Annotated in this window: 24 protein-coding genes and 2 tRNA genes; 18 read left to right on the forward strand and 8 right to left on the reverse strand. The window is 35.1% G+C overall.

What is annotated here, in order from left to right:
* Positions 1-2 precede the first annotated feature (2 nt).
* From FFWV33_RS06340 to FFWV33_RS06350, 3 genes are all read left to right on the forward strand, one after another.
* Positions 3-1214 (forward strand): BaiN/RdsA family NAD(P)/FAD-dependent oxidoreductase, encoded by a 1212-nt coding sequence (locus FFWV33_RS06340; protein WP_108740130.1) that lies wholly within the window; start codon positions 3-5, stop codon positions 1212-1214.
* A gap of 102 nt (positions 1215-1316) precedes the next feature.
* The gene (locus tag FFWV33_RS06345; protein ID WP_159085978.1) at positions 1317-2042 is read left to right on the forward strand and encodes a hypothetical protein; all 726 of its coding nucleotides are present in this window, start codon (positions 1317-1319) and stop codon (positions 2040-2042) included.
* Positions 2043-2156: 114 nt separating this feature from the next.
* Positions 2157-2900: a hypothetical protein gene (locus FFWV33_RS06350; RefSeq protein ID WP_108740132.1), complete on the forward strand. Its 744-nt coding sequence runs from the start codon at positions 2157-2159 to the stop codon at positions 2898-2900.
* Between the two features lie 56 nt (positions 2901-2956).
* Here FFWV33_RS06350 and FFWV33_RS06355 read toward each other — a convergent pair whose 3' ends face one another.
* The gene (locus FFWV33_RS06355) at positions 2957-3433 is read right to left on the reverse strand and encodes a TspO/MBR family protein (protein WP_108740133.1); all 477 of its coding nucleotides are present in this window, start codon (positions 3431-3433) and stop codon (positions 2957-2959) included.
* Positions 3434-3543: 110 nt separating this feature from the next.
* On the opposite strand from FFWV33_RS06355, the gene FFWV33_RS06360 reads away from it, so the two are divergent.
* The 7 genes from FFWV33_RS06360 to FFWV33_RS06390 all read left to right on the forward strand — a co-directional run bounded on the left by FFWV33_RS06360 (position 3544) and on the right by FFWV33_RS06390 (position 10408).
* The gene (locus tag FFWV33_RS06360) at positions 3544-4626 is read left to right on the forward strand and encodes a diphosphomevalonate decarboxylase (protein WP_108740134.1); all 1083 of its coding nucleotides are present in this window, start codon (positions 3544-3546) and stop codon (positions 4624-4626) included.
* A 33-nt stretch (positions 4627-4659) separates the two neighbouring features.
* Positions 4660-4884: a hypothetical protein gene (locus FFWV33_RS06365; RefSeq protein ID WP_108740135.1), complete on the forward strand. Its 225-nt coding sequence runs from the start codon at positions 4660-4662 to the stop codon at positions 4882-4884.
* A complete protein-coding gene (locus FFWV33_RS19745; RefSeq protein ID WP_108740136.1) occupies positions 4881-5180 on the forward strand; it encodes a type II toxin-antitoxin system RelE/ParE family toxin in 300 nt (99 codons plus the stop codon). The genes FFWV33_RS06365 and FFWV33_RS19745 overlap by 4 nt, the downstream gene beginning before the upstream one ends.
* Positions 5181-5211: 31 nt before the next feature.
* On the forward strand, positions 5212-6150 hold the full coding sequence (locus FFWV33_RS06375; protein WP_108740137.1) for a mevalonate kinase family protein: 939 nt from the start codon (positions 5212-5214) through the stop codon (positions 6148-6150).
* 68 nt (positions 6151-6218) lie between these two features.
* Positions 6219-7175: a geranylgeranylglycerol-phosphate geranylgeranyltransferase gene (locus FFWV33_RS06380; protein WP_108740138.1), complete on the forward strand. Its 957-nt coding sequence runs from the start codon at positions 6219-6221 to the stop codon at positions 7173-7175.
* Between the two features lie 108 nt (positions 7176-7283).
* A complete protein-coding gene (gene fdhD, locus FFWV33_RS06385; RefSeq protein WP_245891687.1) occupies positions 7284-8078 on the forward strand; it encodes a formate dehydrogenase accessory sulfurtransferase FdhD in 795 nt (264 codons plus the stop codon).
* Between the two features lie 38 nt (positions 8079-8116).
* The gene (locus FFWV33_RS06390; RefSeq protein WP_108740139.1) at positions 8117-10408 is read left to right on the forward strand and encodes an FdhF/YdeP family oxidoreductase; all 2292 of its coding nucleotides are present in this window, start codon (positions 8117-8119) and stop codon (positions 10406-10408) included.
* 249 nt (positions 10409-10657) lie between these two features.
* On the opposite strand, the gene FFWV33_RS06395 is transcribed toward FFWV33_RS06390, so the two are convergent.
* Positions 10658-11242, reverse strand: coding sequence for an outer membrane protein (locus tag FFWV33_RS06395; RefSeq protein ID WP_108740140.1), 585 nt, complete (start codon positions 11240-11242; stop codon positions 10658-10660).
* Between the two features lie 399 nt (positions 11243-11641).
* Here FFWV33_RS06395 and FFWV33_RS06400 point away from each other — a divergent pair, with 399 nt between their 5' ends.
* Positions 11642-12550, forward strand: coding sequence for a pseudouridine synthase (locus tag FFWV33_RS06400; protein ID WP_108740141.1), 909 nt, complete (start codon positions 11642-11644; stop codon positions 12548-12550).
* A 174-nt stretch (positions 12551-12724) separates the two neighbouring features.
* The gene (locus FFWV33_RS06405) at positions 12725-14488 is read left to right on the forward strand and encodes a DUF885 domain-containing protein (protein ID WP_108740142.1); all 1764 of its coding nucleotides are present in this window, start codon (positions 12725-12727) and stop codon (positions 14486-14488) included.
* A 193-nt stretch (positions 14489-14681) separates the two neighbouring features.
* On the opposite strand, the gene FFWV33_RS06410 is transcribed toward FFWV33_RS06405, so the two are convergent.
* From FFWV33_RS06410 to FFWV33_RS06425, 3 genes are all read right to left on the reverse strand, one after another.
* Entirely contained in the window at positions 14682-14963 is a 282-nt protein-coding gene (locus FFWV33_RS06410; protein WP_108740143.1) for a GIY-YIG nuclease family protein, read from the reverse strand.
* A gap of 449 nt (positions 14964-15412) precedes the next feature.
* A tRNA-Phe gene (locus tag FFWV33_RS06420) sits at positions 15413-15485 on the reverse strand.
* A gap of 128 nt (positions 15486-15613) precedes the next feature.
* Positions 15614-15686 (reverse strand) — tRNA-Phe (locus FFWV33_RS06425).
* A 99-nt stretch (positions 15687-15785) separates the two neighbouring features.
* On the opposite strand from FFWV33_RS06425, the gene FFWV33_RS06430 reads away from it, so the two are divergent.
* The 6 genes from FFWV33_RS06430 to FFWV33_RS06455 all read left to right on the forward strand — a co-directional run bounded on the left by FFWV33_RS06430 (position 15786) and on the right by FFWV33_RS06455 (position 22018).
* On the forward strand, positions 15786-16520 hold the full coding sequence (locus FFWV33_RS06430; RefSeq protein ID WP_108740144.1) for a type III pantothenate kinase: 735 nt from the start codon (positions 15786-15788) through the stop codon (positions 16518-16520).
* Complete coding sequence (gene bamG, locus FFWV33_RS06435; protein WP_108740145.1) at positions 16513-17733, forward strand: BamG family beta-barrel-assembly machinery protein; 1221 nt, start codon at positions 16513-16515, stop codon at positions 17731-17733. The genes FFWV33_RS06430 and bamG overlap by 8 nt, the downstream gene beginning before the upstream one ends.
* A 36-nt stretch (positions 17734-17769) precedes the next feature.
* On the forward strand, positions 17770-18324 hold the full coding sequence (gene lptC / locus FFWV33_RS06440) for an LPS export ABC transporter periplasmic protein LptC (RefSeq protein ID WP_108740146.1): 555 nt from the start codon (positions 17770-17772) through the stop codon (positions 18322-18324).
* A gap of 32 nt (positions 18325-18356) precedes the next feature.
* Positions 18357-18551: a hypothetical protein gene (locus tag FFWV33_RS06445; protein WP_108740147.1), complete on the forward strand. Its 195-nt coding sequence runs from the start codon at positions 18357-18359 to the stop codon at positions 18549-18551.
* A gap of 3 nt (positions 18552-18554) precedes the next feature.
* Positions 18555-19814, forward strand: a complete 1260-nt coding sequence (locus FFWV33_RS06450; RefSeq protein WP_108740148.1) for a hemolysin family protein — start codon at positions 18555-18557, stop codon at positions 19812-19814.
* Positions 19815-19921: 107 nt separating this feature from the next.
* On the forward strand, positions 19922-22018 hold the full coding sequence (locus FFWV33_RS06455; RefSeq protein ID WP_108740149.1) for a peptidylprolyl isomerase: 2097 nt from the start codon (positions 19922-19924) through the stop codon (positions 22016-22018).
* A gap of 75 nt (positions 22019-22093) precedes the next feature.
* On the opposite strand, the gene FFWV33_RS06460 is transcribed toward FFWV33_RS06455, so the two are convergent.
* From FFWV33_RS06460 to FFWV33_RS06470, 3 genes are all read right to left on the reverse strand, one after another.
* Entirely contained in the window at positions 22094-22426 is a 333-nt protein-coding gene (locus FFWV33_RS06460; RefSeq protein WP_159085979.1) for a YdgH/BhsA/McbA family protein, read from the reverse strand.
* Between the two features lie 4 nt (positions 22427-22430).
* Entirely contained in the window at positions 22431-22778 is a 348-nt protein-coding gene (locus tag FFWV33_RS06465) for a YbjQ family protein (RefSeq protein ID WP_108740151.1), read from the reverse strand.
* Positions 22779-22856: 78 nt separating this feature from the next.
* The gene (locus tag FFWV33_RS06470; RefSeq protein ID WP_108740152.1) at positions 22857-23777 is read right to left on the reverse strand and encodes a GYDIA family GHMP kinase; all 921 of its coding nucleotides are present in this window, start codon (positions 23775-23777) and stop codon (positions 22857-22859) included.

Raw genomic sequence — 23777 nt, forward strand, 5'->3', positions numbered from 1 at the left:
ATATGAACCAAAATTTTGATATCATAATAGTAGGTGGTGGAGCGGCCGGTTTTTTTACAGCAATTAATATAGCCGAGAAAAACAAAAAGCTGAAAATTGCCATTTTAGAACGCGGAAAAGAAGTCTTGTCCAAGGTTCGTATATCCGGTGGTGGACGTTGCAACGTGACGCATGCTTGCTTTGAACCCAATGAATTGGTGAAGTTTTATCCTCGTGGCGAAAAAGAATTACGAGGTCCTTTTCATCAATTTTGTTCAGGAGATACTATCGAATGGTTTGAAAAACATGGTGTAGCACTCAAAATTGAAGAAGATGGGCGTATGTTTCCAGTATCCAATTCGTCTCAAACAATTATTGATTGCTTCTTACAAGCAACTCAAAAATTAGGTATTTCGGTACTCACAGGGCAAAGCGTACAATCAATTTATAATAAAGAAGGATTGTGGCAGATCGAAAGCCAAAACGAAAAATACTTGACCGAAAAACTCATTTTGGCTACCGGTAGCAATCCTAAAGTTTGGGAAATGCTGCAAAATTTTGGTCATGCCATTGTAGAGCCCGTACCTTCATTATTTACATTTAATATCAAAGACTCTCGGATTAAAGAGTTGCCGGGCGTTTCGGCGCTTGCCACGGTGACAGTAAAAGATACTAAATTGGTTTCTACAGGGCCGCTGTTAATCACACATTGGGGTATGAGCGGACCTGCGATTTTGAAACTTTCGGCTTGGGGTGCGCGCATATTACATGATAAGAATTATCAGTTTACGGTTTATGTCAATTGGCTCAACGACTTGGATACTGAAGATGTCGAAAAAGTATTAAAAACGCTTAAACAAGAACACGCTAAAAAAATGGTGTCCAAAAAATCACCTTTTGAAATCACTAATCGATTGTGGGAAAGCTTAGTACTTGCTTCGGGAATACAGTCTGAAACTAAATGGGCTGATTTGTCTAAACTACAAATGCAAGAATTGGGACAACAACTCATCAAAGGAACATTTCAAGTCAATGGAAAAAGTACGTTTAAAGAAGAATTTGTAACTGCGGGCGGAATAAACCTTAAAGAAATCAACTTCAAAACTATGGAAAGTAAATTACATGCTAACCTGTACTTTGCGGGCGAAATTGTAAATATTGACGCCATCACAGGTGGTTTTAATTTCCAAAATGCATGGACCAGTGGTTTTATTTTGGCAGATAATTTGGTGTAACACGCTGAGGTTAGTGCTTAATTAACAATAATTTATAGGTTAGTCGGTATTTGATAGAGAAGAATCTTATATTTTTACTCCGTTAGTATATCCATGATTCTTATGAAAATAAAATTACTTTGCATACTGTTGTTATTTATAGCTCAATTAGGCTATTCGCAAATTATTAAGGGTAAGGTAACCTCAAATAATTATCCAGCAATCGATGTAGAGATTATCAATGCAACCACAAAAACGATAGCGGTATCTGATAGTCAAGGCGAGTTTACGATTACTGCAAAAAACAATGATGAGATTTTATTTATTTCTAAAAATCATGAGTCAAAAAAGTTGGTTATGAATCCCTTACTTTTTACAAATAACGAGTTAGTAGTCGATTTAGTTTTAAAAGCCGAGCAGTTAAAGGAAGTAAAGATAACCAATATGGCATCTATAAAATTAGGTCAAGCTGATTGGGAGCAGCAAAAGCTTGATGATTATGATGTACAAAAAAATGCAGTAAAGCCTAATGTTCAGGGTGTTTATATGGGTGGGATTCCAAACGGAATGAACTTCGTACGTATTGCCGGAATGGTTGCTAATCTCTTTAAGAAAGACAAAGATCCTCAGAAAAAGGAAAAAGAACTCCTAGACTTTAAAACGTTTACAGATCAAAATTGCAAGAGCAACTATTTTACCCAAACCTTAGGTCTAAAAGTCGAAGAAGTTGAACTTTTTAAAGAATACTGCACAGCTGATCCTCTTGCTTCACAAATTGTGAGCGAAAATAATAAGTTGCGCTTAATGGATTTTTTATTCGAAAAGAGTATTAGTTTTAAAAAATTATAATGCTACCATTTAATAAATTTCCAATGTATTTATTTAACAAATAATCATTCTTAGAATGCATTATTGAATAAGGGGATTATGTATTTTTACTTACAATTTAATAGATTTAAAATCATGAAAATAAAATTACTGCTTATTCTTGTTGTAGCGCTAAACACAGTTGGCTATGCCCAAACGAATAAAATGCTACGCGGGAAAGTGTTTTTTCAGAATTTCGTTTTAGAAAATGTAGATGTGATCAATGCAACATCATACGCAAGTGCTAGAACAAATTTTAAAGGAGAGTTTACTTTGGCTGCTAGCGTAAATGACAGTATTCTTTTTTATAGTAAAGATTTTAATTTAAAGGGTATCAAGCTAAGTTCTGAGGATATAGAGCAAAATAATATGGTTATCCTGATTGACAAAAAAGCAGAAGAATTGAAGGAAGTAGTTATTCATCAAATTAATGTGGATTGGAAATTTGACAAGATATGGGAAGAAAATAAAAGAGATGAAGTGACCTTGTATCGCAATGAGAATAAAATTAAAAATCCTGGAGTGAACGATGGTAGTATTGATAAACCACTTGATTTGGTCAAGGTAGGGAAACTGCTATTTGGAGATTTGTTTAAGGCAAAAAAGAAAGGTGATGACAGCACGATTGACTTTAAAAAAGCAGCGGTTTGTCAATTTGATCAAAAATTTTTCACTGAAAAATTAAAATTAAAGAAAGAAGAAGTTGGTTCGTTTCTTGATTTTTGCGATTTTGACCCCGAATCCAAAGCGGTTATGTCTGAAAAATCAAACTCACTTCTTTTTATGGAATATTTGTTTAAGAAAAACGCGGAGTTCAAAAAATTACACGCACCAAATTAGCAATGTTGCCCTGCTAGATAGGAGTTGTTATTTTGAAGGTTGTCAACCGATACTGTCTACCTGTTCAACCACCAAATACTACCATTTAAAACCATGGCAAAACTTACCCAAGCCAAATACGGAAGGAATAAATAACCTGCAATTTTATTAATTTTTATAAATTGGATGTAGGTCTCATAGATAAACAACCACAATATGATGATTTCGAGTGCTGCTAATAATGGATTTTGAAGTCCGAAAAATAAATACGACCAAAGCGCATTTAGCCCTAGTTGTATCGCAAAGGATATCAGTGCTTTCTTGACTATTGTTTGTTCATATTCCATACGGTCCCATACCAATCCCGCTGCAACCCCCATCATGATGTAAAGCATGCTCCAAACCGGTGCAAAAATCCAATTGGGTGGATTGAAAACTGGTTTTATCAAAGTAGGGTACCAAGTCGTAATAGCAGAGCGAGTTACCGTGCCTGAGAAATAGCCAATAGCCAAACAAGTGACTACAACAGTAAGTATTTTGGTGATTTTGTTCATGAGATAGTATTATAAAAGGCCAAATTTACTCAAAATTATGGTAGTAATAAATCAATTGGGTATAATAGAGATAGCACAAAAAAAGTATCTTTGCCTAAAAATTGACTTTCATGTTTTTAGATACTGATTTTATTCCGTCCAATTACACTCAAATTATAGAAAAAGGAGCTTTCCAGTGGACTGCACCGAGTAATATTGCCTTGGTAAAATACTGGGGTAAAAAAGCCAATCAAATTCCGGCCAATCCTTCGGTTAGTTTTACTTTAAACAACTGTAAAACGATTACGAAGCTGGCATTCGAGGCTAAAAAAAATGACGGAAGTTTTTCTTTTGACTTACTTTTCGAAGGAAAACCTAAGGAAGACTTTAAACCAAAAATCAATAAGTTTTTTGAGCGAGTAGCAGTTTATTTGCCCTTTTTAAAAGACTATCACTTTGTCATTGATACTGAGAACACTTTTCCGCACAGTTCAGGTATAGCCTCTTCGGCCTCTGGTATGGCGGCTTTGGCAATGAATTTAATGAGTGTAGAAAAAGCACTTATTCCAGAGATGACTAATGATTATTTTTATCAGAAAGCATCGTTTTTGGCTCGATTAGGGTCAGGTAGTGCCTGCAGAAGTGTGAAAGGTCAAATTGTAACTTGGGGAAAACAAGCCAATATAGACGGGACCACAGATTTATATGGAGTAGAATATCCGTATGCGGTTCATTCTATTTTTAATGATTTTCAAGATACCATTTTACTAGTTGATAAAGGCGAAAAGCAAGTCTCGAGCACCTTAGGTCACGACCTGATGCATGATCACCCATATGCTGAGCGTCGTTTTGCACAAGCACATGAAAATTTACATAAATTAATACCTATTTTCGAAAACGGAAATTTAGACGAATTTATCAAAATTGTCGAAAGTGAAGCCTTGACGCTACATGCGATGATGATGACCTCAATGCCGTACTTTATTTTAATGAAACCAAATACATTAGAAATCATTAATGCAATTTGGAAATTTAGAGAAACGACCAAAATACCAGTATGTTTCACACTCGATGCAGGGGCAAATGTACATGTTTTGTATCCAGATAATGTCAAAGAGAAAGTATTGCAATTTATTAAAGACGAATTAGTTGGCTATTGTCAAAATGGTCAGTACCTTTGTGATCAAATTGGAAATGGCGCGCTCCAAGTCTAATTTTCCGTGTCTTTACAGATTAATTTTTTAGTTATGGATATTCAATTAGAAAAGTTAGAGATAATCAGGCAGTTGTTGGAGACCAATGACGAAACAATTATTGCCTCAATTAAAAAAGTTTTCACACGAGAACCTAAAGATTGGTGGGACGATTTGAATGAATCGCAGAAAGAAGAGATTCAGTTATCATTGCAAGAAGCGGAAGAAGGGAAGTATTCTGATTTTGATGAATTTATAACGCCGTATCTCGGTAAATGAGAAAGGCTGTAATAACCGATAGAGCCAAAAGGAACATTGCGGAGACTTTGGCTTATTTAGAAGGAAATTGGAATAAAAAAGTACAAGTCAAGTTTGCAACCAAATTGTATGAAAATATAAAAAGGATTACAAAAAATCCAGATTTGTTTCCAATTTCGTCTCATAATAAAAAAGTTCGGAAATGTGTTAGATCAAAACAAAGTAGCTTTTTCTATACTTTTTCAAATGAAAAAGTAATCATTTTAGCCCTTTTCGATACAAGACAAGACCCGAATAAAATTAAAAATATAAAATAATTACCAACCCCAAATTGATAATTCACAAAATATGAAAGGACCTTTATTTTACTCAAAAATTTTACTCTTTGGAGAGTACGGAATTATTCGTGACTCTAAAGGGCTTTCGATACCTTATAATTTTTACAATGGCGCTTTGAAGAGAGATGAGAATCCTTCTGCAGAGGCTATAGCTTCAAATCAAAGTTTGCAACGTTTTGCCACCTACTTAGAAAAGTTACAAGTTGAACAACCGACCTTGGTTACTTTTGACCTATCATCATTGAATAGTGATGTAGCAACCGGAATGTATTTTGACTCTAGCATACCGCAAGGATATGGAGTAGGGAGTAGCGGTGCGCTAGTAGCGGCTATTTATGACAAATATGCACAAGATAAAATTACGGTTTTAGAAAACTTAACTCGTGAAAAATTACTGCAACTAAAGAATATTTTTTCTCAAATGGAAAGTTTTTTCCATGGAAAGAGTTCGGGATTGGATCCTTTGAACAGTTATTTAAGTATTCCGATTTTGATTAACTCTAAAGATAATATTGAAGCAACAGGGATTCCTACTCAATCTTTTGATGGGAAAGGTGCTGTTTTCTTGATTGATTCGGGAATAGTTGGTGAAACAGCTCCTATGGTCAATATCTTTATGGAAAACCTAAAAGACAAAGGATTTCGTGCCATGTTGAAAAATCAGTTTGTGAAACATACAGATGCCTGTGTGGAGAATTTTCTTGGTGGAGATATGAAATCATTGTTTGCAAATACCAAAAAATTATCAAAAGTAGTTTTGAATCACTTCAAACCAATGATTCCAGAGCAATTTCATGCACTTTGGCAACAAGGAATTGATAGTAATGACTATTATTTAAAACTGTGTGGTTCTGGTGGTGGAGGCTATATTTTAGGCTTTACCGAAGATTTAGAACGCGCTAAGGCTTCCTTAAAAGATTATAAGTTAGAGGTTGTATACCAATTTTAATAATGTTACTAATTGTGTTGTAATTCCGTTTTGTATTTATTGAATACGAATAATTTGACTATTTAAAAATGCTTAATAGAAAACAAAGGCTGCTGCTGAAAAAGATTGTGAGTTTGTTCTCTGTAGTAAGAGGGTACAATATTCCGATTATAATTTTGGCGCAGTATTTATCGGCAATATTCATTTTAGCTCCAGAAAAACGAGCATTAGATATCTTGTTTGATGTTGATTTGTTTCTTTTGGTTTTTGCTTCCGCCATTACTATCGCTTCAGGTTACATCATCAACAATTTTTATGATAGTCAAAAAGACTTGATTAATCGCCCCAACAAATCAATGCTAGATCGGTTAATTAGTCAGGCGACTAAATTGAAGGTGTATTTTACTTTGAATTTTATCGCTGCATCATTGGCTTTGTTTGTCTCGTGGAAAGCCTTTTTGTTTTTTTCGACCTACATTTTTCTCATTTGGTTTTATTCTCACAAAATCAAAAAGTACGCTGTAGTGGGCAATCTTACTGCTACTTTTATGGCGGTAATTCCGTTTTTCGCACTCACTTTACATTATTATTACAACCTTAGTTTCGAGGAGATTATCAGTCACAAAGGACATTTTGCGGTGATATTTGCACATGCTGCATTCTTGTCTTTATTACTTTTAATTCGTGAAATGATTAAAGATCTTGAGAATATCAAAGGTGATTTGGCAAATGATTACCGTACCATTCCCATTCGTTTTGGAGAAGAAGTATCTAAAAAAATCATCACTTTTTTAGTTTTTTCTACCATTTTTCCAGTTTACCTTTTAGTTTCCGTTTATGAAGTTGGGTATATGGATATTTACTTTTATGTGGCGCTAATAGTATTGCTGTTTTTCTTAGTCTTTTTGTGGAAGGCAAGCAGCAAGGAACATTATTTAGCACTTCATAATGTCCTGAAATTACTAATTGTTTCTGGCGTATTTTGTATTGTACTCATCGATCCATCTGTTTTGTACAAAGGTAAAATATGGATCTTATCTAGTTAATTTATTTCTAAAACACCTTGAGTTTAGGGTATAAATCTTAACATAATTAGTCATTGTTTTAACTATATAAGTAAATAGACTCATTTTCTTTTTCGTTATTTTTACATAATGGTAAGGAATGAAATGCAAACGGTCTCTTATGAAGGAATCAAAAAAAATGCAGAAACGAGTGAGCTAATCACCGATTTTCTGGTTGTTGAAGCACCTTTAGAAATTAGTATTAATCAAAGTCCGTTTACGGTGGTCATGCGTACACCCGGAGATGATTTTGAATTGATTCGAGGTTTGTTGTATGTGGAGGATATTTATAGAGCCACAACTTCTCTTTCGATGGAAATCGTTTCTGAAGCTCCAAATGGATTTACAAAAATTGAGGTTACTATTTCAGAGGACCAACTTGGTGTGGGTTACTTAAACAAAAGATCGTTATTGTCTGTCTCTTCTTGTGGAATTTGCGGCAAGCAACAATTAGAAGATTTTGACCGTCCAAAGGTAAAATTAAGCAAACAACAACCCCTTAATTTGAACAAATTACCCGAAATGTTTGCGTTAATGAGGCTGAATCAAGAAACTTTTAGTCTTACAGGAGGTTCCCACGCTGCCACGGTTTTTGACCAAGAGTATCAAATGCTTATCATTAAAGAAGATATTGGTCGTCATAATGCGGTCGACAAATGTGTTGGAGCATTACTACTTTCTAATCAATTAAAAAAAGGATCATTCTTACTTGTTAGTGGGCGCGTTTCATATGAAATAATCACAAAAGCTTTTTTTGCTAAAATAGGAACTATCGTTGCTGTTTCGGCATGTTCCTCTTTGGCAGTTGATTACGCCAAAGAATTCGGAATCTGTTTAATTGGTTTTTCGAGAGAAAACAAAGCAACCATATATTCTAATCCATAGTAATTCGCATACTTAGTAGAACACAAACTGAACATCACATGAAGAAAACAATAGCACAACCACCAGAAAAGTTAACCGGAATTCATCAAGTTGAAATTCCGCATTCTGCAGTGGGTTTGAAAGCAATAAAATCTGCCTTGACGCATATCAAAGATGAGGTTGGAATCGTAAAAGGAATTGGTTTATTGGCAAAACTTAATCAAAAAGATGGTTTTGACTGTCCTGGTTGTGCTTGGCCTGATCCAGACGAAAAACGTTCTTTTTTGGCTGAATACTGTGAGAACGGTGCAAAAGCAGTAGCTGAAGAAGCGACAAAGAATAGAGTTACTCCAATGTTTTTTGCATTAAATAGTGTTGAAGAATTAGGACAATTGTCTGATTATGAATTGGGAAAAAAAGGACGACTTACACACCCGATGTATTTGCCTGCAGGTGCTACGCATTATGAAGAAATCAGTTGGCAGGATGCTTTTGATCACATAGCAAAAACATTGAATAGCTTTGCTTCACCAGATGAAGCGATTTTTTACACCTCAGGACGTACCAGTAACGAGGCAGCTTATTTGTACCAGTTGTTTGTCCGTCACTACGGGACCAATAATTTACCTGATTGTTCCAATATGTGTCATGAATCAAGTGGTTCTGCACTGAGTGAAACAGTAGGGATTGGAAAAGGTTCGGTAACTTTGGATGATTTCAAACATGCCGATTTGGTAATTGTGATGGGGCAAAATCCAGGGACAAATCATCCTAGAATGTTGACGGCTTTGGGTGAAACCAAGCACCATGGCGGAAAAATAATAAGTGTAAATCCATTGCCAGAGGTTGGTTTAAAAAATTTTATTGACCCTCAAAATCCAATCAAATGGTTAGGAAATGGAACAGATTTGTCTGATTTGTTTTTGCAAGTAAGAATTAATGGCGACGTTGCATTGTTAAAAGCAATTTTGTTGTTGTTACTCGAAAAAGAAAAAACTAGTCCAGGGACTGTATTTGATCAAGAATTTATTGCTAAGCAAACCCAAGGATATGAAGCTTTTATTGCTGATTTGGAGCAATATAAAATAGAAGATCTTGTAGCACAGACAGGATTGACACATAAAGAAGTAGTTGAAGCTGCCGAAATGATTGCCGACAATAAAAAAATAATTGTTTGTTGGGCTATGGGTTTAACACAGCACAAGAACGGAGTAGATAACATTCGTGAAGTGGTGAATTTATTATTGCTCAAAGGCAGTATCGGTAAACAAGGCGCAGGAACCTGTCCTGTGCGTGGGCATTCAAATGTGCAAGGGGATCGAACCATGGGAATATGGGAGAAAATGCCAGAGCAATTTTTAGAAAACATTGATGCTTATTTCGATTTCAAATCACCGCGCAAACACGGTTATGATGTTGTAAAATCAATCGAAGCCATGCATGAGAAAAAGGCGCGCTTCTTTTTAGGAATGGGCGGGAATTTTAATTCGGCTACCCCAGATACAGAATACACGGCTCAAGCATTGCGTAATTGTGATTTAACGGTACATATTTCGACCAAAATTAACCGTAGTCATTTAATCCATGGTAAAGAAGCTCTGATTTTACCTTGCCTTGGGCGTACAGAACGTGATCCTCAAGCTAGCGGTGATCAGTTTGTGTCGGTAGAAAACTCAATGGGAGTTGTATCAAAATCGATTGGACACTTAGATCCATTGTCAGACAATTTGAAAAGCGAGACAGCTATTGTGGCCGGAATCGCAATGGCTACGTTGGCCAATTCCAATGTAGATTGGAACGCGCTAGCTGGTAATTACGATTTGATTCGAAATGCAATCGAGGTGACCATACCTGGATTCGAAGATTTTAATAAAAAAGTGCGTGTGCCAGGTGGATTTTACTTACCGAATAACGCACGTGCAAACGACTTTAGTAGCACCTATACTGGTAAAGCAAATTTTACTATCAATCAACCTTCAGATATTGTTTTAGAAAAAGGACAATACATGATGATGACCATACGTACACACGATCAATACAATACTACGATTTATGGGTTAGACGATCGCTACAGAGGAATTCTGAACGAGCGCAGAGTGGTCCTGATGAATCCAGAAGATGTAAATGAAGCTGGATTAAAAAAAGGTGATTTAGTTGATTTGATCAGTCATTTTGAAGTGCAGGAACGCCTAGCCGAAAAATTTATGGTTATTCCATATAGTATTCCGCGATATAGTACGGCGACTTATTTTCCAGAAGCTAATGTTTTGGTGCCGCTGCACAGTAAAGCGCGAATAAGTAATCAACCGGCATCCAAAACCGTTATTATTACGATTCATAAAAGGGATTAACCTTATTTTTATACGCCTATTCCAGCTTTCCGCTTTAGCCCTCTTTCAAAACGCTTTTTTTACTAGGTCACAGCAGGAGCTTCTCCCGAAACTTCGGGATGGTCGCTCTGCTGCTCCCGTAAAAAAGGCGTTTTTCAGTCGGGGCTGCCGCTGCAAATGAAATTCACTGAACCCCTATTAAAATAAAAGTAAAGTGAAGTAATCTGGGGCGGGGAGTAAAAACCTAAGAATGGTATAATTGATTATGAATTATAATCGCACTCCAATTCCGATTTTGAGAAAACTGATGCTAGTATTAAATGCAGTGCTCGGAACAGATTCTTTCGAACTCAACTTTACATAATCGTATTGGATAGTCGTAAATAGTTTATTAGTGATATCGTATGAAAGGCCTAAGTTAGCATTAATCCCATTTTTTTTAATGCTGTCTTCTTTTGATAGATCAAAACCGTTGTTAATTCCTGTGCTCTTAAATATCATAAAGGTGTATCCAAGGCCAATCGCAGGATGAAGTTTTGTTAAGGATTTGATTTTAATCTCAGTAAACAACCGTGGTTGAATCGTGTAATTAGTTACTTTAAAATCTCGTTCTCCTTTGTTTTTATTAGTATTGTTGGTCAAAACACCTCCGTTTATGGAAGCGCCAAAACTAAAGTTAGTTGTTTCTGCAATACGGTATTTTGCTCCAATATCAATAATTCCTTTATAAAACTCGCTAACGAAATTGCCACCTATAGCAATTGGATAATTAGCTTCCAGACTAATTTTTGATTCTTGCGAAAATGTGTTAACAGTGAAAAGTAGTACTAGTGCTAAGAATAATTTTTGTTTCATTTTTTAATTGGTTTTAGTGTAAGCAAAGTTATAAATAAAAAGGATTGTAGGAATGTAGAAAAATTGGATTTGTTCTAATTACTACCTAATCCCTAGCCCTGATAGTAGTGAAAAGCCTTTGCAGACTGAAAACTACTTTTTTCTACTGCTGGCAGAGCGACTGAAAGAAGCTCCTGCCAGGAGTTAGAAAAAGAGTTTGAAGGCAAAAAGCTTGAAACGAATAACAGGAATAGCTTCTTAATATTGGAATTCATCTGTTTTTTCAAATTATAAAGTGCTAATAATTTAATGTTGAACGGATTAGGTTTTTGGTTTTTTTTAATTCGTTGATCTTTTAAAAGTAGCTATTCGCCAAAGTCAAAGATATAAATACTATCTTTGCAAAAATTATCAAGAATTATGAATGACAAGCAAGGCAGTAATAGTCGAGGAGGTTCAAAGCCAGGAGGCTCAAGAACAAATTCGAATAAGCCAAAACCCGCTATGCAAAAAAGGGCACAAGGACCTAAAAAAGCTAAAGTAAATACCAAGGTAGCTGTGGTGGATCCTAACAAAGTGGAGAAAAAACCAAACCAAGCACCAAAAAGACCTAAAGTTAAAGACGAAATTCGTTTGAATAAATATATCTCCAATTCTGGAGCTTGTTCTCGTCGTGATGCCGATATTTATATCCAATCTGGAAATGTTAAGGTAAATGGAATAGCTGTAACCGAAATGGGTTATATGGTAAAACCAGGAGATACCGTAAATTTTGACGGAATGACCTTGACGCCAGAGAAAAAAGTGTACATCTTGTTGAATAAGCCTAAAAACTTTACAACAGCATTTGATGAAGGGCAAGAATTTCGCAATGTGTTAGAGCTGGTAAAAGGTTCGACTACAGCAAAAATTGCATCAGTAGGACGTATGGATAAGAATACAACAGGATTGTTGTTGTTTACCAATGATACTGATATGATTCGTAAATTTAGTTTACCGAGTCAAAAATCTTCAAAAATCTACCAAGTATCGCTAGATAAAAACTTGAAATTTGAGGATTTGGAAAAAATCAGCAAAGGATTGGTTTTGGACGGTCACAGAGTTTTTGTAGAAGAAGTAAGTTATATTGAAGGTGAAGCGAAAAGCGAAATTGGATTAAAACTACGTTCTTCAAACATTAAAGTGGTTCGTGCTATTTTCGAAAACTTCAAGTATGATGTGTTGCGTGTAGACCGCGTCTCTTTTGCAGGTTTGACTAAGAAAAATTTACCAAGAGGAAACTGGAGGTTATTAACAGATCAAGAAATTATTAATTTGAAAAACGTATAGTTTTTTAAAAAAATAAATAATTACAATCCTATTCATATTCTGAATAGGATTTTTTTTGTGACCTACGCAAGCAGGTTTGTTACGGTCTATATGCAAGTAGTTGAGCTGTTGCATAAAAATTATTTTATTTAAGTTTTTTGCGGTAGTTTTACTTGATATAAAATTAATATACGTATGACGAAGACTCCCAAAGTTTTAATTGCAGTTATTGCGGCTGCATTTTTGACACAATGTAAAACACAAGAGAGTACAGTTGATTTCTCGACTGTCACCTCAAATTACTTTAACGATAAAAATGCATTAGATCCGCTGGGTGCTACTCAAAATGGACAAAATCAATTCAATGATAAGTTGCAGTTTGAAATGACTGATAGTTTTAGGGAAAAGCAATTGGCTTTTTTTAATAAATATGAGTCAACATTAGATTCTATTGACGAAAAAGATTTGTCAGCAGAAGAAAAAAATAGTTTTTCGATCATAAAATGGGAAGTTGAAGTTGGAAAAAAGCTGCTCGATCAACCAACTAACTTGGTGCCTATTCATCAGTTTTGGGGAACGCACCTAACTATGGGCCAATACGCAGGTGGTACGAGTGCGCAGCCTTTCAAAACGGAAAAAGATTATAATAATTTTTTAAAAAGAATGGATTTGTTTAGTGTGTGGATTGACTCCGCTATGGTATATATGAAAAAGGGAATGGAAAAAGGTGTAGTGCTACCAAAATCGTTAACTGAGAAAGTAATTCCTCAATTTGCTGAGATGGCAACACCTAATATTGAAGATAATCTTTTTTATTCGGCCATCAAGATTATGCCAAAAATTTTTTCTGAAGATACAAAAAGAGATTTAACGGCAAGATACAAGGCAGAGATAAAGGATAAATTGATGCCGCAGTACAGTAAGATGGCTGCTTTTTTAAAGGATGAATACTTACCTGCGTCACGCGCAACAAGCGGTATAGGAAGTTTGCCAGCGGGAAAAGATTTGTATGCTGTGTACGTCAAGATGTGGACAACTACCGAAATGACACCAGATGAAATACATAAACTCGGTTTGAGCGAAGTGGCCCGTATTAAATCTGAAATGGAGAAGGTTAAGACTGAAGTAGGTTTTAAAGGAACTTTATTAGAATTTTTCGAGTATGTTCGTAACAAACCGGAATTGAAACCATTCAAAATACCAGAGGAAGTAATTGCGAATTTCGAGAGAATTTATACCGTTATCAAGCCAAACGTTGATAAATTATTCTCATTGCAACCCAAAACAAAATTCGAGATTAGAAGAACAGAAGCTTTTAGAGAAAAAACTGGAAGTGCAGAATACAGTCAAGGTGCGGCAGATGGATCTCGTCCGGGAGTGTTTTATGTGCCAATTCCGGATGTTGAAGAATACAATGGATACGGAGATGAAGATTTGTTTTTGCACGAGGCAATTCCAGGGCATCATTTTCAGATTTCATTACAACAAGAGAATGGCAACCTACCAGACTTCAGAAAATACAATTGGTTTGGAGCTTATGGCGAAGGTTGGGCATTGTATACAGAGAGCTTAGGGAAAGAATTAGGCTTGTATAAAGATGGCTATTCGTATTTTGGTATGCTGGGTAATGAGATTCATAGAGCTGTTCGTCTAGTGGTAGATACAGGTATTCATAGCAAAGGGTGGACAAGAGAGCAGGCTATAAAATATTCACTTGAAAATGAAGCAGAAAGCGAAGCCAGTATCACTACCGAGATTGAACGCTATATGGCTATTCCTGGTCAAGCTTTGTCTTATAAAATTGGTCAGCTAAAGATTATTGAATTACGTAAAAGAGCAGAAGCTAAAATGGGTAATAAGTTCGATATAAAGAAATTTCACGAAAAGGTTTTGGAGTCAGGAGTTATGCCGCTTGCATTATTAGAGAAAAAAATTGACGACTGGATTGCTGAGAAATAAAATAGTATTGATTAATAAGATCAATCAAATTGTAAATACCTTGTTTGCTTAGTAGCAATCAGGGTATTTTTTTTATGAGAGAAGCTAAAGAGTTTTTTTAAACACAAAACCCACTAATTGCTTAGTGGGTTTTGTGGCACCTCCAGTCCCGATCCCGAGACTTCGGGAGTGGAGAACCGGGACACATTGATTTTTATATGTTGTTTTTACTAGAAATGTCTGCTAATAGATCAGGATTAAGAATGATTTTTTCGATGAATTTTTTACTTTTCATTTTTTTAATGAATTTCTCTAAGAACAGCGCTTCTGATTTATTTATACAATTAAATTCAAGAACTAAATTCCAATCTGATGCTATTTTTGTATAAGAGTTATCATAGCTGTGGTGATTATGTTTTTCTACACGTTGGGCAATATCATGGGTTTCGCCAATGTAGAATTTATCTGTGCTCTTGCTGTATAATATATTAGAGATAGTGTATAAATAGTTTTTTTAAACAAAAAACCCACTAATTGCTTAGTGGGTTTTGTGGTACCTCCAGTCCCGATCCCGAGACTTCGGGAGTGGAGAACCAGTGACTATGGATTTTATGGTTTGTTTTTAGATAAAATATCTGCTAGTATTTCTGGATTTAAAATGATTTTTTGGATAAATATTTTACTTTTCATTTTTTTAATAAAGCGCTCCAAGAAAAGTGCTTCGGATCTGTTTAGACAACTGAACTTTAAAACAATGGTCCAGTCAGAAGCTATTTTTGTATATGAGTTATCGTAGTTGTGATTGTTATGCTTATCTAAACGTTCCTAAAGATCATGCGTTTCACCGATGTAAAATTTATTTGTAATCTTGCTATGTAGTATGTATAAATAATGCACTGAAAGTTTTTTTAAACAAAAAACCCACTAATTGCTTAGTGGGTTTTGTGGTACCTCCAGGGTTCGAACCAGGGACACATGGATTTTCAGTCCATTGCTCTACCAACTGAGCTAAGGTACCTTGCATATTGCGTGTGCAAATATAGTATCTTTTTTTGTTTTACCAAATATGTTTGCGAAAACTATTTAATAACATTAGAATATTAATTTTTTTAAACAAAAAACCCACTAATTGCTTAGTGGGTTTTGTGGTACCTCCAGGGTTCGAACCAGGGACACATGGATTTTCAGTCCATTGCTCTACCAACTGAGCTAAGGTACCTTGCGTAATGCGAGTGCAAATATAATGTGTTTTTTCGTTTCTACAATACAAATTTTTAAAAAAATGTATTCGTACCTTTGCAAAAGCAAAAAATAAAATATGATTCTAACGATTGATGTTGGTAATACCCGAATTAAAGGAGCTGTTTTTGAAGTAGATAGTATTGTGGAGCAATTTGCAGTTGATACAAATGTTCTGACTGATAAAATTAAACTTATTTTAGAAAAATACGAAAAGTGCTACGCAATCGTGATTGCTTCTGTTGGTAAACTTGACAAAAAACTCTTTCTCGACTTTGAAAAAAGGGTAGAAGTACATTTTATTTCTCATGATGACGCCTTTCCGTTTTCCAACTTGTATGCCACTCCAAAGACATTGGGGATAGATCGAATGGTTTTAGCTGCCGGTGCCGTGCTACAATACCCAAAAGCAAATCGTTTGGTGATTGATGCGGGTACTTGTGTCACGTATGATTACATTAACGCAGATGATGAGTACTTAGGAGGTGCTATAAGTCCGGGCTTGCTGTTGCGATACAAAGCACTGAATAATTATACATCAAAGCTGCCATTGTTGGAATTGGATAGTCCAAAAGCAATGATTGGTGACTCTACAAGCGAGTCAATTCACTCGGGTGTAGTTAACGGTTTGGTCTATGAAATAAAGGGATTCATAGACGAATATCGTCAAATTGACGCAAACTTTATAATTATTTTAACGGGCGGAGACGCAGTTTTTTTGGCTAAACGATTAAAAAATACCATATTTGCCAATTCAAATTTTCTTTTAGAGAGTTTGAACCAAACTTTTCAATATAAAATCAAAAATGATTAAAAAAATTGTAGCCAGTTTTTGCTTGCTTTTAAGTGTCATGACCTATGCTCAGGAAGGTTCGTCTTCTCCTTATTCTTTTTATGGAATTGGAGATGTGCGTTTCAAAGGGACTACAGAAGCACGCTCAATGGGTGGTATTGCGGTTGAGCAGGATAGTATTCATATTAATTTGGAGAACCCAGCGAGTTTCGCAAATTTAAAATTAACGTCTTTTACAGTTGGTGGTACTTATAATACAACCACCATGAAAACAGACGCAGCATCTGAGAAAGCAAGAAGAACTACTTTAGATTATATGGCTTTAGGTTTGCCTTTAGGTAAGTTTGGTGTTGGTTTTGGTATTATTCCTTATTCTTCTGTAGGGTACAAAATAAGAAATATTTATGGCGATGATCTAGAGAAAACAGCGACTTTAACAAGTACTGGTGGTGTCAACAAAGTGTTTTTAGGACTGGGTTATAAAATTACACCAAAGTTCAATATCGGTGTAGATGTGAACTATAATTTTGGAGTGATTAGTATAGTGAATTTGGAAACAAACAACAACATACAATCCGGTACACGTGAGACCAATACGTCAAATTTATCAGGAGTAAATTTCAATATCGGGTCAATGTATCAGACAAAAATCAGTAAAAAACTTAGCGTTTTTAGTAGTGTTAATTATTCGTTGTCAAATGATTTGAAGTCAAAAAACACTCGTTTAATTGAAACGGCAACTGTTCCAGAAACTATTGATCAACCTGATAGAACGATCTCGTTTGGGTCAAAAATTAGTTTGAGTGCTGGTATTGGGCAAGCACGAAAATGGCTTGTAGGTGGTAAACTTGTTTTTCAAGAAGCAACCGATTTGTCAAATAACTATAATGAATCACCTAATGTTACCTACGGTAGAGCAGGTAGCGCGAGTATTGGTGGATATTACATACCTGATTATGGGTCGTATTCAAATTATTTAAAACGTATCGTTTATAGAGGAGGTTTTAAATATGAACGTACTGGATTAATTATAAGATCTGAAGCAATCGATAACGTAGGATTTACTATGGGTGTTGGTTTGCCTATTTCAGGAACTTTTTCGAATATGAACATTGGATTCGAAATTGGAAAAAAAGGAACCTTGTCATCTGGTCTTGTGCAAGAGAATTATGCGAACATCAGTATAGGTTTGTCACTTAACGACAAATGGTTTGAGAAACGTAAGTTCAATTAAGAAATCAATATAGAATTTTAGCACTATCTTTGCGCTATGAATTTTCAAAAGAAAAATAGACTTGTTTATATTGTCACGGCTGTTGCTGTGACATTCTTTTTTGGGTGCGAAAGTAAATTTAAAGAGGTTCAGAAAAGTAATATCACCGAATTTATTCCGGGAGGAGATGCTGATAATGTAAATTTGAAGTACACTGATTCAGGATTGATCAAGGTGGTGTTAATCAGTCCAAAGATGTTGGATTATTCCAATATCGAATTTCCGTTTACTGAATTCCCAAAAGGTATTGATGTTACTTTGTATGATAATAAAGGAAAAACTACTCGCGTAACTTCCAATTATGCAGTATCTTACGGTCGAACAGGAATTATCGACTTGCAAGGGAAAGTTGTAATCCTCTCTCAAGACGGACAAAAACTTGAAACAGAACAGTTGTTTTATGATCAAAAAAACGAATGGTTTTATACCGAAAAAAGGTTTAAATTCACCGACCTAAAAGGAGCTTCAAACGGGCAAGGAATCGACTTTAGTAAAGATTTTAAAGTAATCCATTCTCAAAAAATTACCGGAGAAGTACAATCGAAAGAATAAAATTGCTCAATTCTATTTACAAAACGCTACAAATGAATTATTTAAAATACACACAATATATCTACCTAGTTTTTGCCGTTTACTTTATTTATGACGGAATAACGACGTACATGGAGGGAAAAGAAAATCCATTAATGCAATTTTTTATTGCAGGTATGGCTATATTTATGTTTTTCTTTCGAAGAAAATTTGCCAAGAAAATGAGTGATCGAAACCCTAAATCGTAAAACATGGAAATTAGTATTATAATACTGTGTTTAATACTAAGTGCTTTTTTTTCAGGGATGGAGATTGCATTTATTTCATCGAATAAAATTTATCTCGAAATAGAAAAAAAACAGGATAATTTCTTGTCTCGAATTTTAACGAAATTAACCGAGAAACCATCCAAGTTTCTTGCTGCAATGCTGATTGGTAACAATATAGCCTTGGTAGTTTATGGTTTTTTTATGGGGGATTTGCTAATGGAGTGGGTAACCACTTTTCATTTTGAACTATCAAGCTTGACTAGTTTATTCCTTCAAACGGTATTGTCTACCCTAATCGTTTTGATTACAGCAGAATTTTTCCCGAAGGTATTCTTTCAAATCTATGCCAATTCATTGATTAAGTTTTTTGCTATTCCGGCTTATTTCTTTTATCAATTATTTTATTTCGTCTCTTCTTTTTTCATTTGGGTTTCCGATTTTATTCTAAAGAAGTTTTTTAGGACCGAAGGCGATCAAATTCAAATGTTCTTTAGTAAAGTCGAATTAGGAGATTATATTACCGAGCAAATGAGTACGGTAGAAGATAATGATGAAGTAGATTCAGAGATTCTAATGTTTCAAAATGCATTGGATTTTTCGAGTGTAAAAGCTAGAGATATTATGAGTCCTCGTACCGAAATTGAGGCAGTTGAAGTTTTTGATACAATCAAACAGTTGAAAGAATTGTTTATTGAAACTGGTTATTCCAAGATCTTAGTCTATCAAAATTCCTTGGATGATATTGTGGGTTACGTGCACTCATTCGACCTATTTAAAAAGCCTAAAAATATAAAGTCAGTAGTAATTCCGGTAGAATTTGTTCCAGAAACGATTTATATCAAGGATGTGATGAACCTCTTGACCAAAAAAAGGAAAAGTGTTGCGGTCGTGCTCGATGAGTATGGAGGTACATCTGGAATTATCACAATTGAAGATATCGTCGAAGAATTATTTGGAGAAATAGAAGACGAACACGATTCTGATGAAGAATTGATTGAACAAGAATTAGAAGAAGGTGGTTTTTTATTTTCAACTCGATTTGATGTAGAATATCTAAACCAGACGTATAAGCTAAATATTCCAGAAAGTGATTCTTACGGAACATTAGGTGGTTATATCGTAGATTTCACAAATGATATTCCGCAAAAAGGAGAAATAATTGACATTGGAGAATATCATTTTGTGGTAGAAGAGGCCACAAATAAAAAAATTGAATTGGTTAAAATGACCTTAAAAGAATAAATTTTTTTATTCTAGCAATTTTTTTGCAAAATAAAAGGGTACAATTGTAAATATTAATCATATAATTGTATTTTCGCAAACTGAATATAAAATTAACAACAATAAAAATGGCAGTTTTATCAAAAATTAGACAACGTTCCGCTTTAATGATTGCAGTTATTGCATTGGCTTTATTTGCATTTATCATTGGAGATTTATTCAAAAGTGGTAGTTTCAGTAGTACTTCTAAAGATGTGGGAAGCATCAACGGAAAAGATATTGCATTTGAAGACTTTAGAGTAAAAGTAAGTAATGTTGAAAAAAGTGGTCAAGGAATAACTTCTACAGCTGCTGCAAGTAGAGTTTGGGATGAAGAAGTATCTATTGCTTTGTTGACTTCTGAATTTGAAAAATTAGGATTAAGAGTAGGTGAAAAGCATTTACTTGAAGTACTAAAAGCAGATCCAAACATTGGACAAAATCCTCAGTTTTTAAACGCTGCAGGTATGTTTGATTTGGCTAAGTTTAAAGAGTTCTTTAAATCAAATCCAGATTTGGCGGCTAGCTTAAAAGAAAGAGAAAAAAGTGCTGACTTGAATGCAAAATTTCAAATCTACACTACAATGATCAAAGCGGGTACATATACTACTAAAACTGAAGGTAAGTTGAAGTATGAGATGGAAGCAGACAAAGTTAGTTTTGCTTATGTAGCTGGATTGTTCTCGACTATTAAAGATAGTGATGTAAAAATATCAGATGCTGATATCACAGATTACATGACTAAAAATAAAAAAAGATTCAAATCTGACGAAAGTCGTGAAATAGAATACGTTCTTATTGAAGACAAACCTTCGAACGAAGATGTTGCTGAAGTAAAATCAAGAATTACAGCTTTGTTGTCTGGAAGCGTTGTTTACAACCAAGCAACTGGTAAAAATGATACAGTAGCTGGTTTTAGAGCTGCAAAAAATATAGCAGAATTCGTTAACTCAAATTCTGATGTTCCTTACGATTCTACTTATATCGCTAAAAATCGTTTACCAGCAGTTGATGCTGATAAATTATACAACATGGCTCCAGGTGAAATCTACGGACCTTATGTAAATGGTGACTACTACAGTATTTCTAAATCTTTAGGTAGAAAAGTAGGTGTAAACGCAAAAGCAAGTCATATCTTGATTAGCTATGAAGGAACACAAGTTCCAAACAAAAAACAACAAAGAACAAAAGACCAAGCACGTGCTGAAGCTGAAAACTTGTTAGCGCAAGTAAATGCTAATCCAGAAAGTTTCTTGATGTTGGCTTATACAAACTCTGATGATTCATCTGCACAACAAGGTGGTGATTTAGGTTATTTTGGACCAAACCAAATGGTAAAACCATTTAATGATTTCGTTTTTAACAACGGAGTTGGAAAAGTAGGATTGGTTGAAACTGATTTCGGTTTTCATATCATTAAAATTACAGATAAGCAAGATGGTGTACGTTTAGCAACTATTTCGCAAAAAATACAACCTTCAGAGGCAACTTCTGATAAAGTCTTTACTCAAGCTACTCAATTTGAAATGGGTGCTGCAGACAAAGATTTTAACCAAGTAGCTAAAAGCATGAACTTGACAGTTAATCCTGCAGTAGCGGTAACCGCAATGGATGAGAGCTTTGGTGCATTAGGTAATCAAAGAGCTATTGTAAGGTGGGGATTTGAAGGAGATACAAAAGTAAACTCAATCAAACGTTTTGAGATTGCAAACGTTGGACACGTTATTGCGCGATTGAAATCTATTGATGATTCTGGATTGGTAGCGTTAAGCCAAGCAAGACCATACGTAGAAAGCATCTTGAAAAACAAGAAAAAAGCTGAAATGATGAAAGCTAAAATGGCTGGAAGTTCACTAGAAACTATTGCTAAAGCAGTAGGTGGAACAGTGCAACAAGCTACTGATGTAACTTTGGATAACCCAACACTATTAAATGTTGGTGCTGAGGCTAGAGTAGTAGGTACAGCATTCTCATTGGCACCAAATAAAGTATCGTCTCCTATTGAAGGTGTTACTGGGGTTTATGTTGTAAAAAATACAAAAACAGTTAAAGCACCTGCGATTAAAGATTTTGCTCCGTATGTAGCAAAATTGAAAGCACAGTCTGCTAATGATGCTAGTAGAGTTTTACCAGCATTGAAAGATGTAGCTGAAATTACAGATAACAGAAAACAATTTAATTTCTAATATTTTAGAGATTATTAATTCATAAAAAAATCCGATGCTTTTGCATCGGATTTTTTGTTTATACTATTTTGTAAGCTATTTAAATTTTACTGCAACTCCTGAAATACCTGTTCTCGACGTAAAGGAATTTAATTTGTTTAGTTTGCAAAATATAACTGCATCTGCTCCAAGAGCTGAAGCTTTCTTTTTTAAGTAGGCCTCGGCTACTTTTGGAGATCCGTTTACATCAATTGCCATGCTGCCAACTACAATATATTCTTTTGGGCTGTTATGAGAATATAGTTTTATTTCTTCTTTTTTTGTTGGTGTGTATTCTGCTGCTTCGTTTTGAGCGTAGAAAGTACTTATTGAACAGCTAGTTAACGTAAGGGTTACTACTAGCACTGCGATTGCTTTTTTGATCATCATATCCTTATTTGTTAGTTTTTACCGCTGTTCCAGTAGCTTTAATAGCGTTTGTCCAGTATCCCATTCCTATTTCTAATGTCAAATCAACTATTGCATCAGCTCCAAGTTTGGCTGCTTGCTTTTTTAACAACGCCACCGGAACTTTAGCATCTGATCCTGCATCAGCACTAGCAACAACTTGTCCTATTACTGTATACTTTGTGTCGGGCTGAGTTGCATAAACAACAATGTCGGCTGGATTGGTTTCTGGATATTGTCCAGTTGGACTGTCACTTGTTTCTAGGCGTCCAACACTTGAACAACTAGCAAGAATTAAACAAGGCACGGCCAGTGTGAGTATTCTTTGTCTCATTTTGTGAATTATTTACAGATTATTTACCTACAAATATAAATAAATTGAGAGTTGTTAGTACAGACGGTGCAGCTTTTATTAGGATAATATCAACTCGTCATTACTGAAAATGACTGAGTATCCTTTTTTAAGAAAATAGGCTGTTGGATTTACATTCGATACCACCATAACGAAGTCGCCTCCCCAAGCACCAAGACTTTTTACCGTTCCATTAAAATCATCAAATAGAGCTTCTTTTACGGTAGGTGTTTCTAAGATGATGCTCATTTTAGCCTCGTGAATGGTTAAGGCAAGACAGAAATCTTCGGCAGTCGTGGCCTCTTTTACAGATTGGGTTAATTGGTTGATACTTTGAATGTTTTTCTCCAAATCAATATGTTTGTTGGCCTTGTAATTGGTAATAGCCGTTTTACTGTTTTGCTTTTGATTAAGGTAAACAAAGTAAATAGTATCTTTAAACGAAGGATTGAAAACTGTTGCACTAACGATAGGTTTTCCTTTTTCTAATTGATAGGTGATTGGGTTATTGTTTTGTGCGCAGGCAATGTCATATCCACTGCCCCCAAAGCTGGTGTTAAGCAATTCAAACGCATCGATGTTTAACCATTGTGCAATGTTATTGATTAAGGTAGAAGAGGTTCCTAATCCCCATTGACGTGCGAAGGTAAGTTTGGTTTCAATTTGATATCCTTTTTCTTTTTCAAGAAGTAAAGGATTGGCCAAATAGGCGTGATGTAATATTCTAATTAAAGTGTCTTTTACCGTTTCCGTTTCCGTTTTGGTAAAATTAATGATATCTGAAAATAAAATAACTGTTTCAAACCAAATGCTTCCGTCAGAGTCGAAACTCGTCCATTGGATTTCTTGGTTGTTCCCTTTGCTAATACTCAAACTCTGTCCTAGTTTTGTTGGTACTGCCAATGCAACAGCGCCATCGAGAACGAGGTATTCACCAGTTAGTAAAAGCTTTCCATTACTATAAAACGTTTTTGTCTCCAT

Source organism: Flavobacterium faecale (assembly GCF_003076455.1).
Classification (GTDB): domain Bacteria; phylum Bacteroidota; class Bacteroidia; order Flavobacteriales; family Flavobacteriaceae; genus Flavobacterium; species Flavobacterium faecale.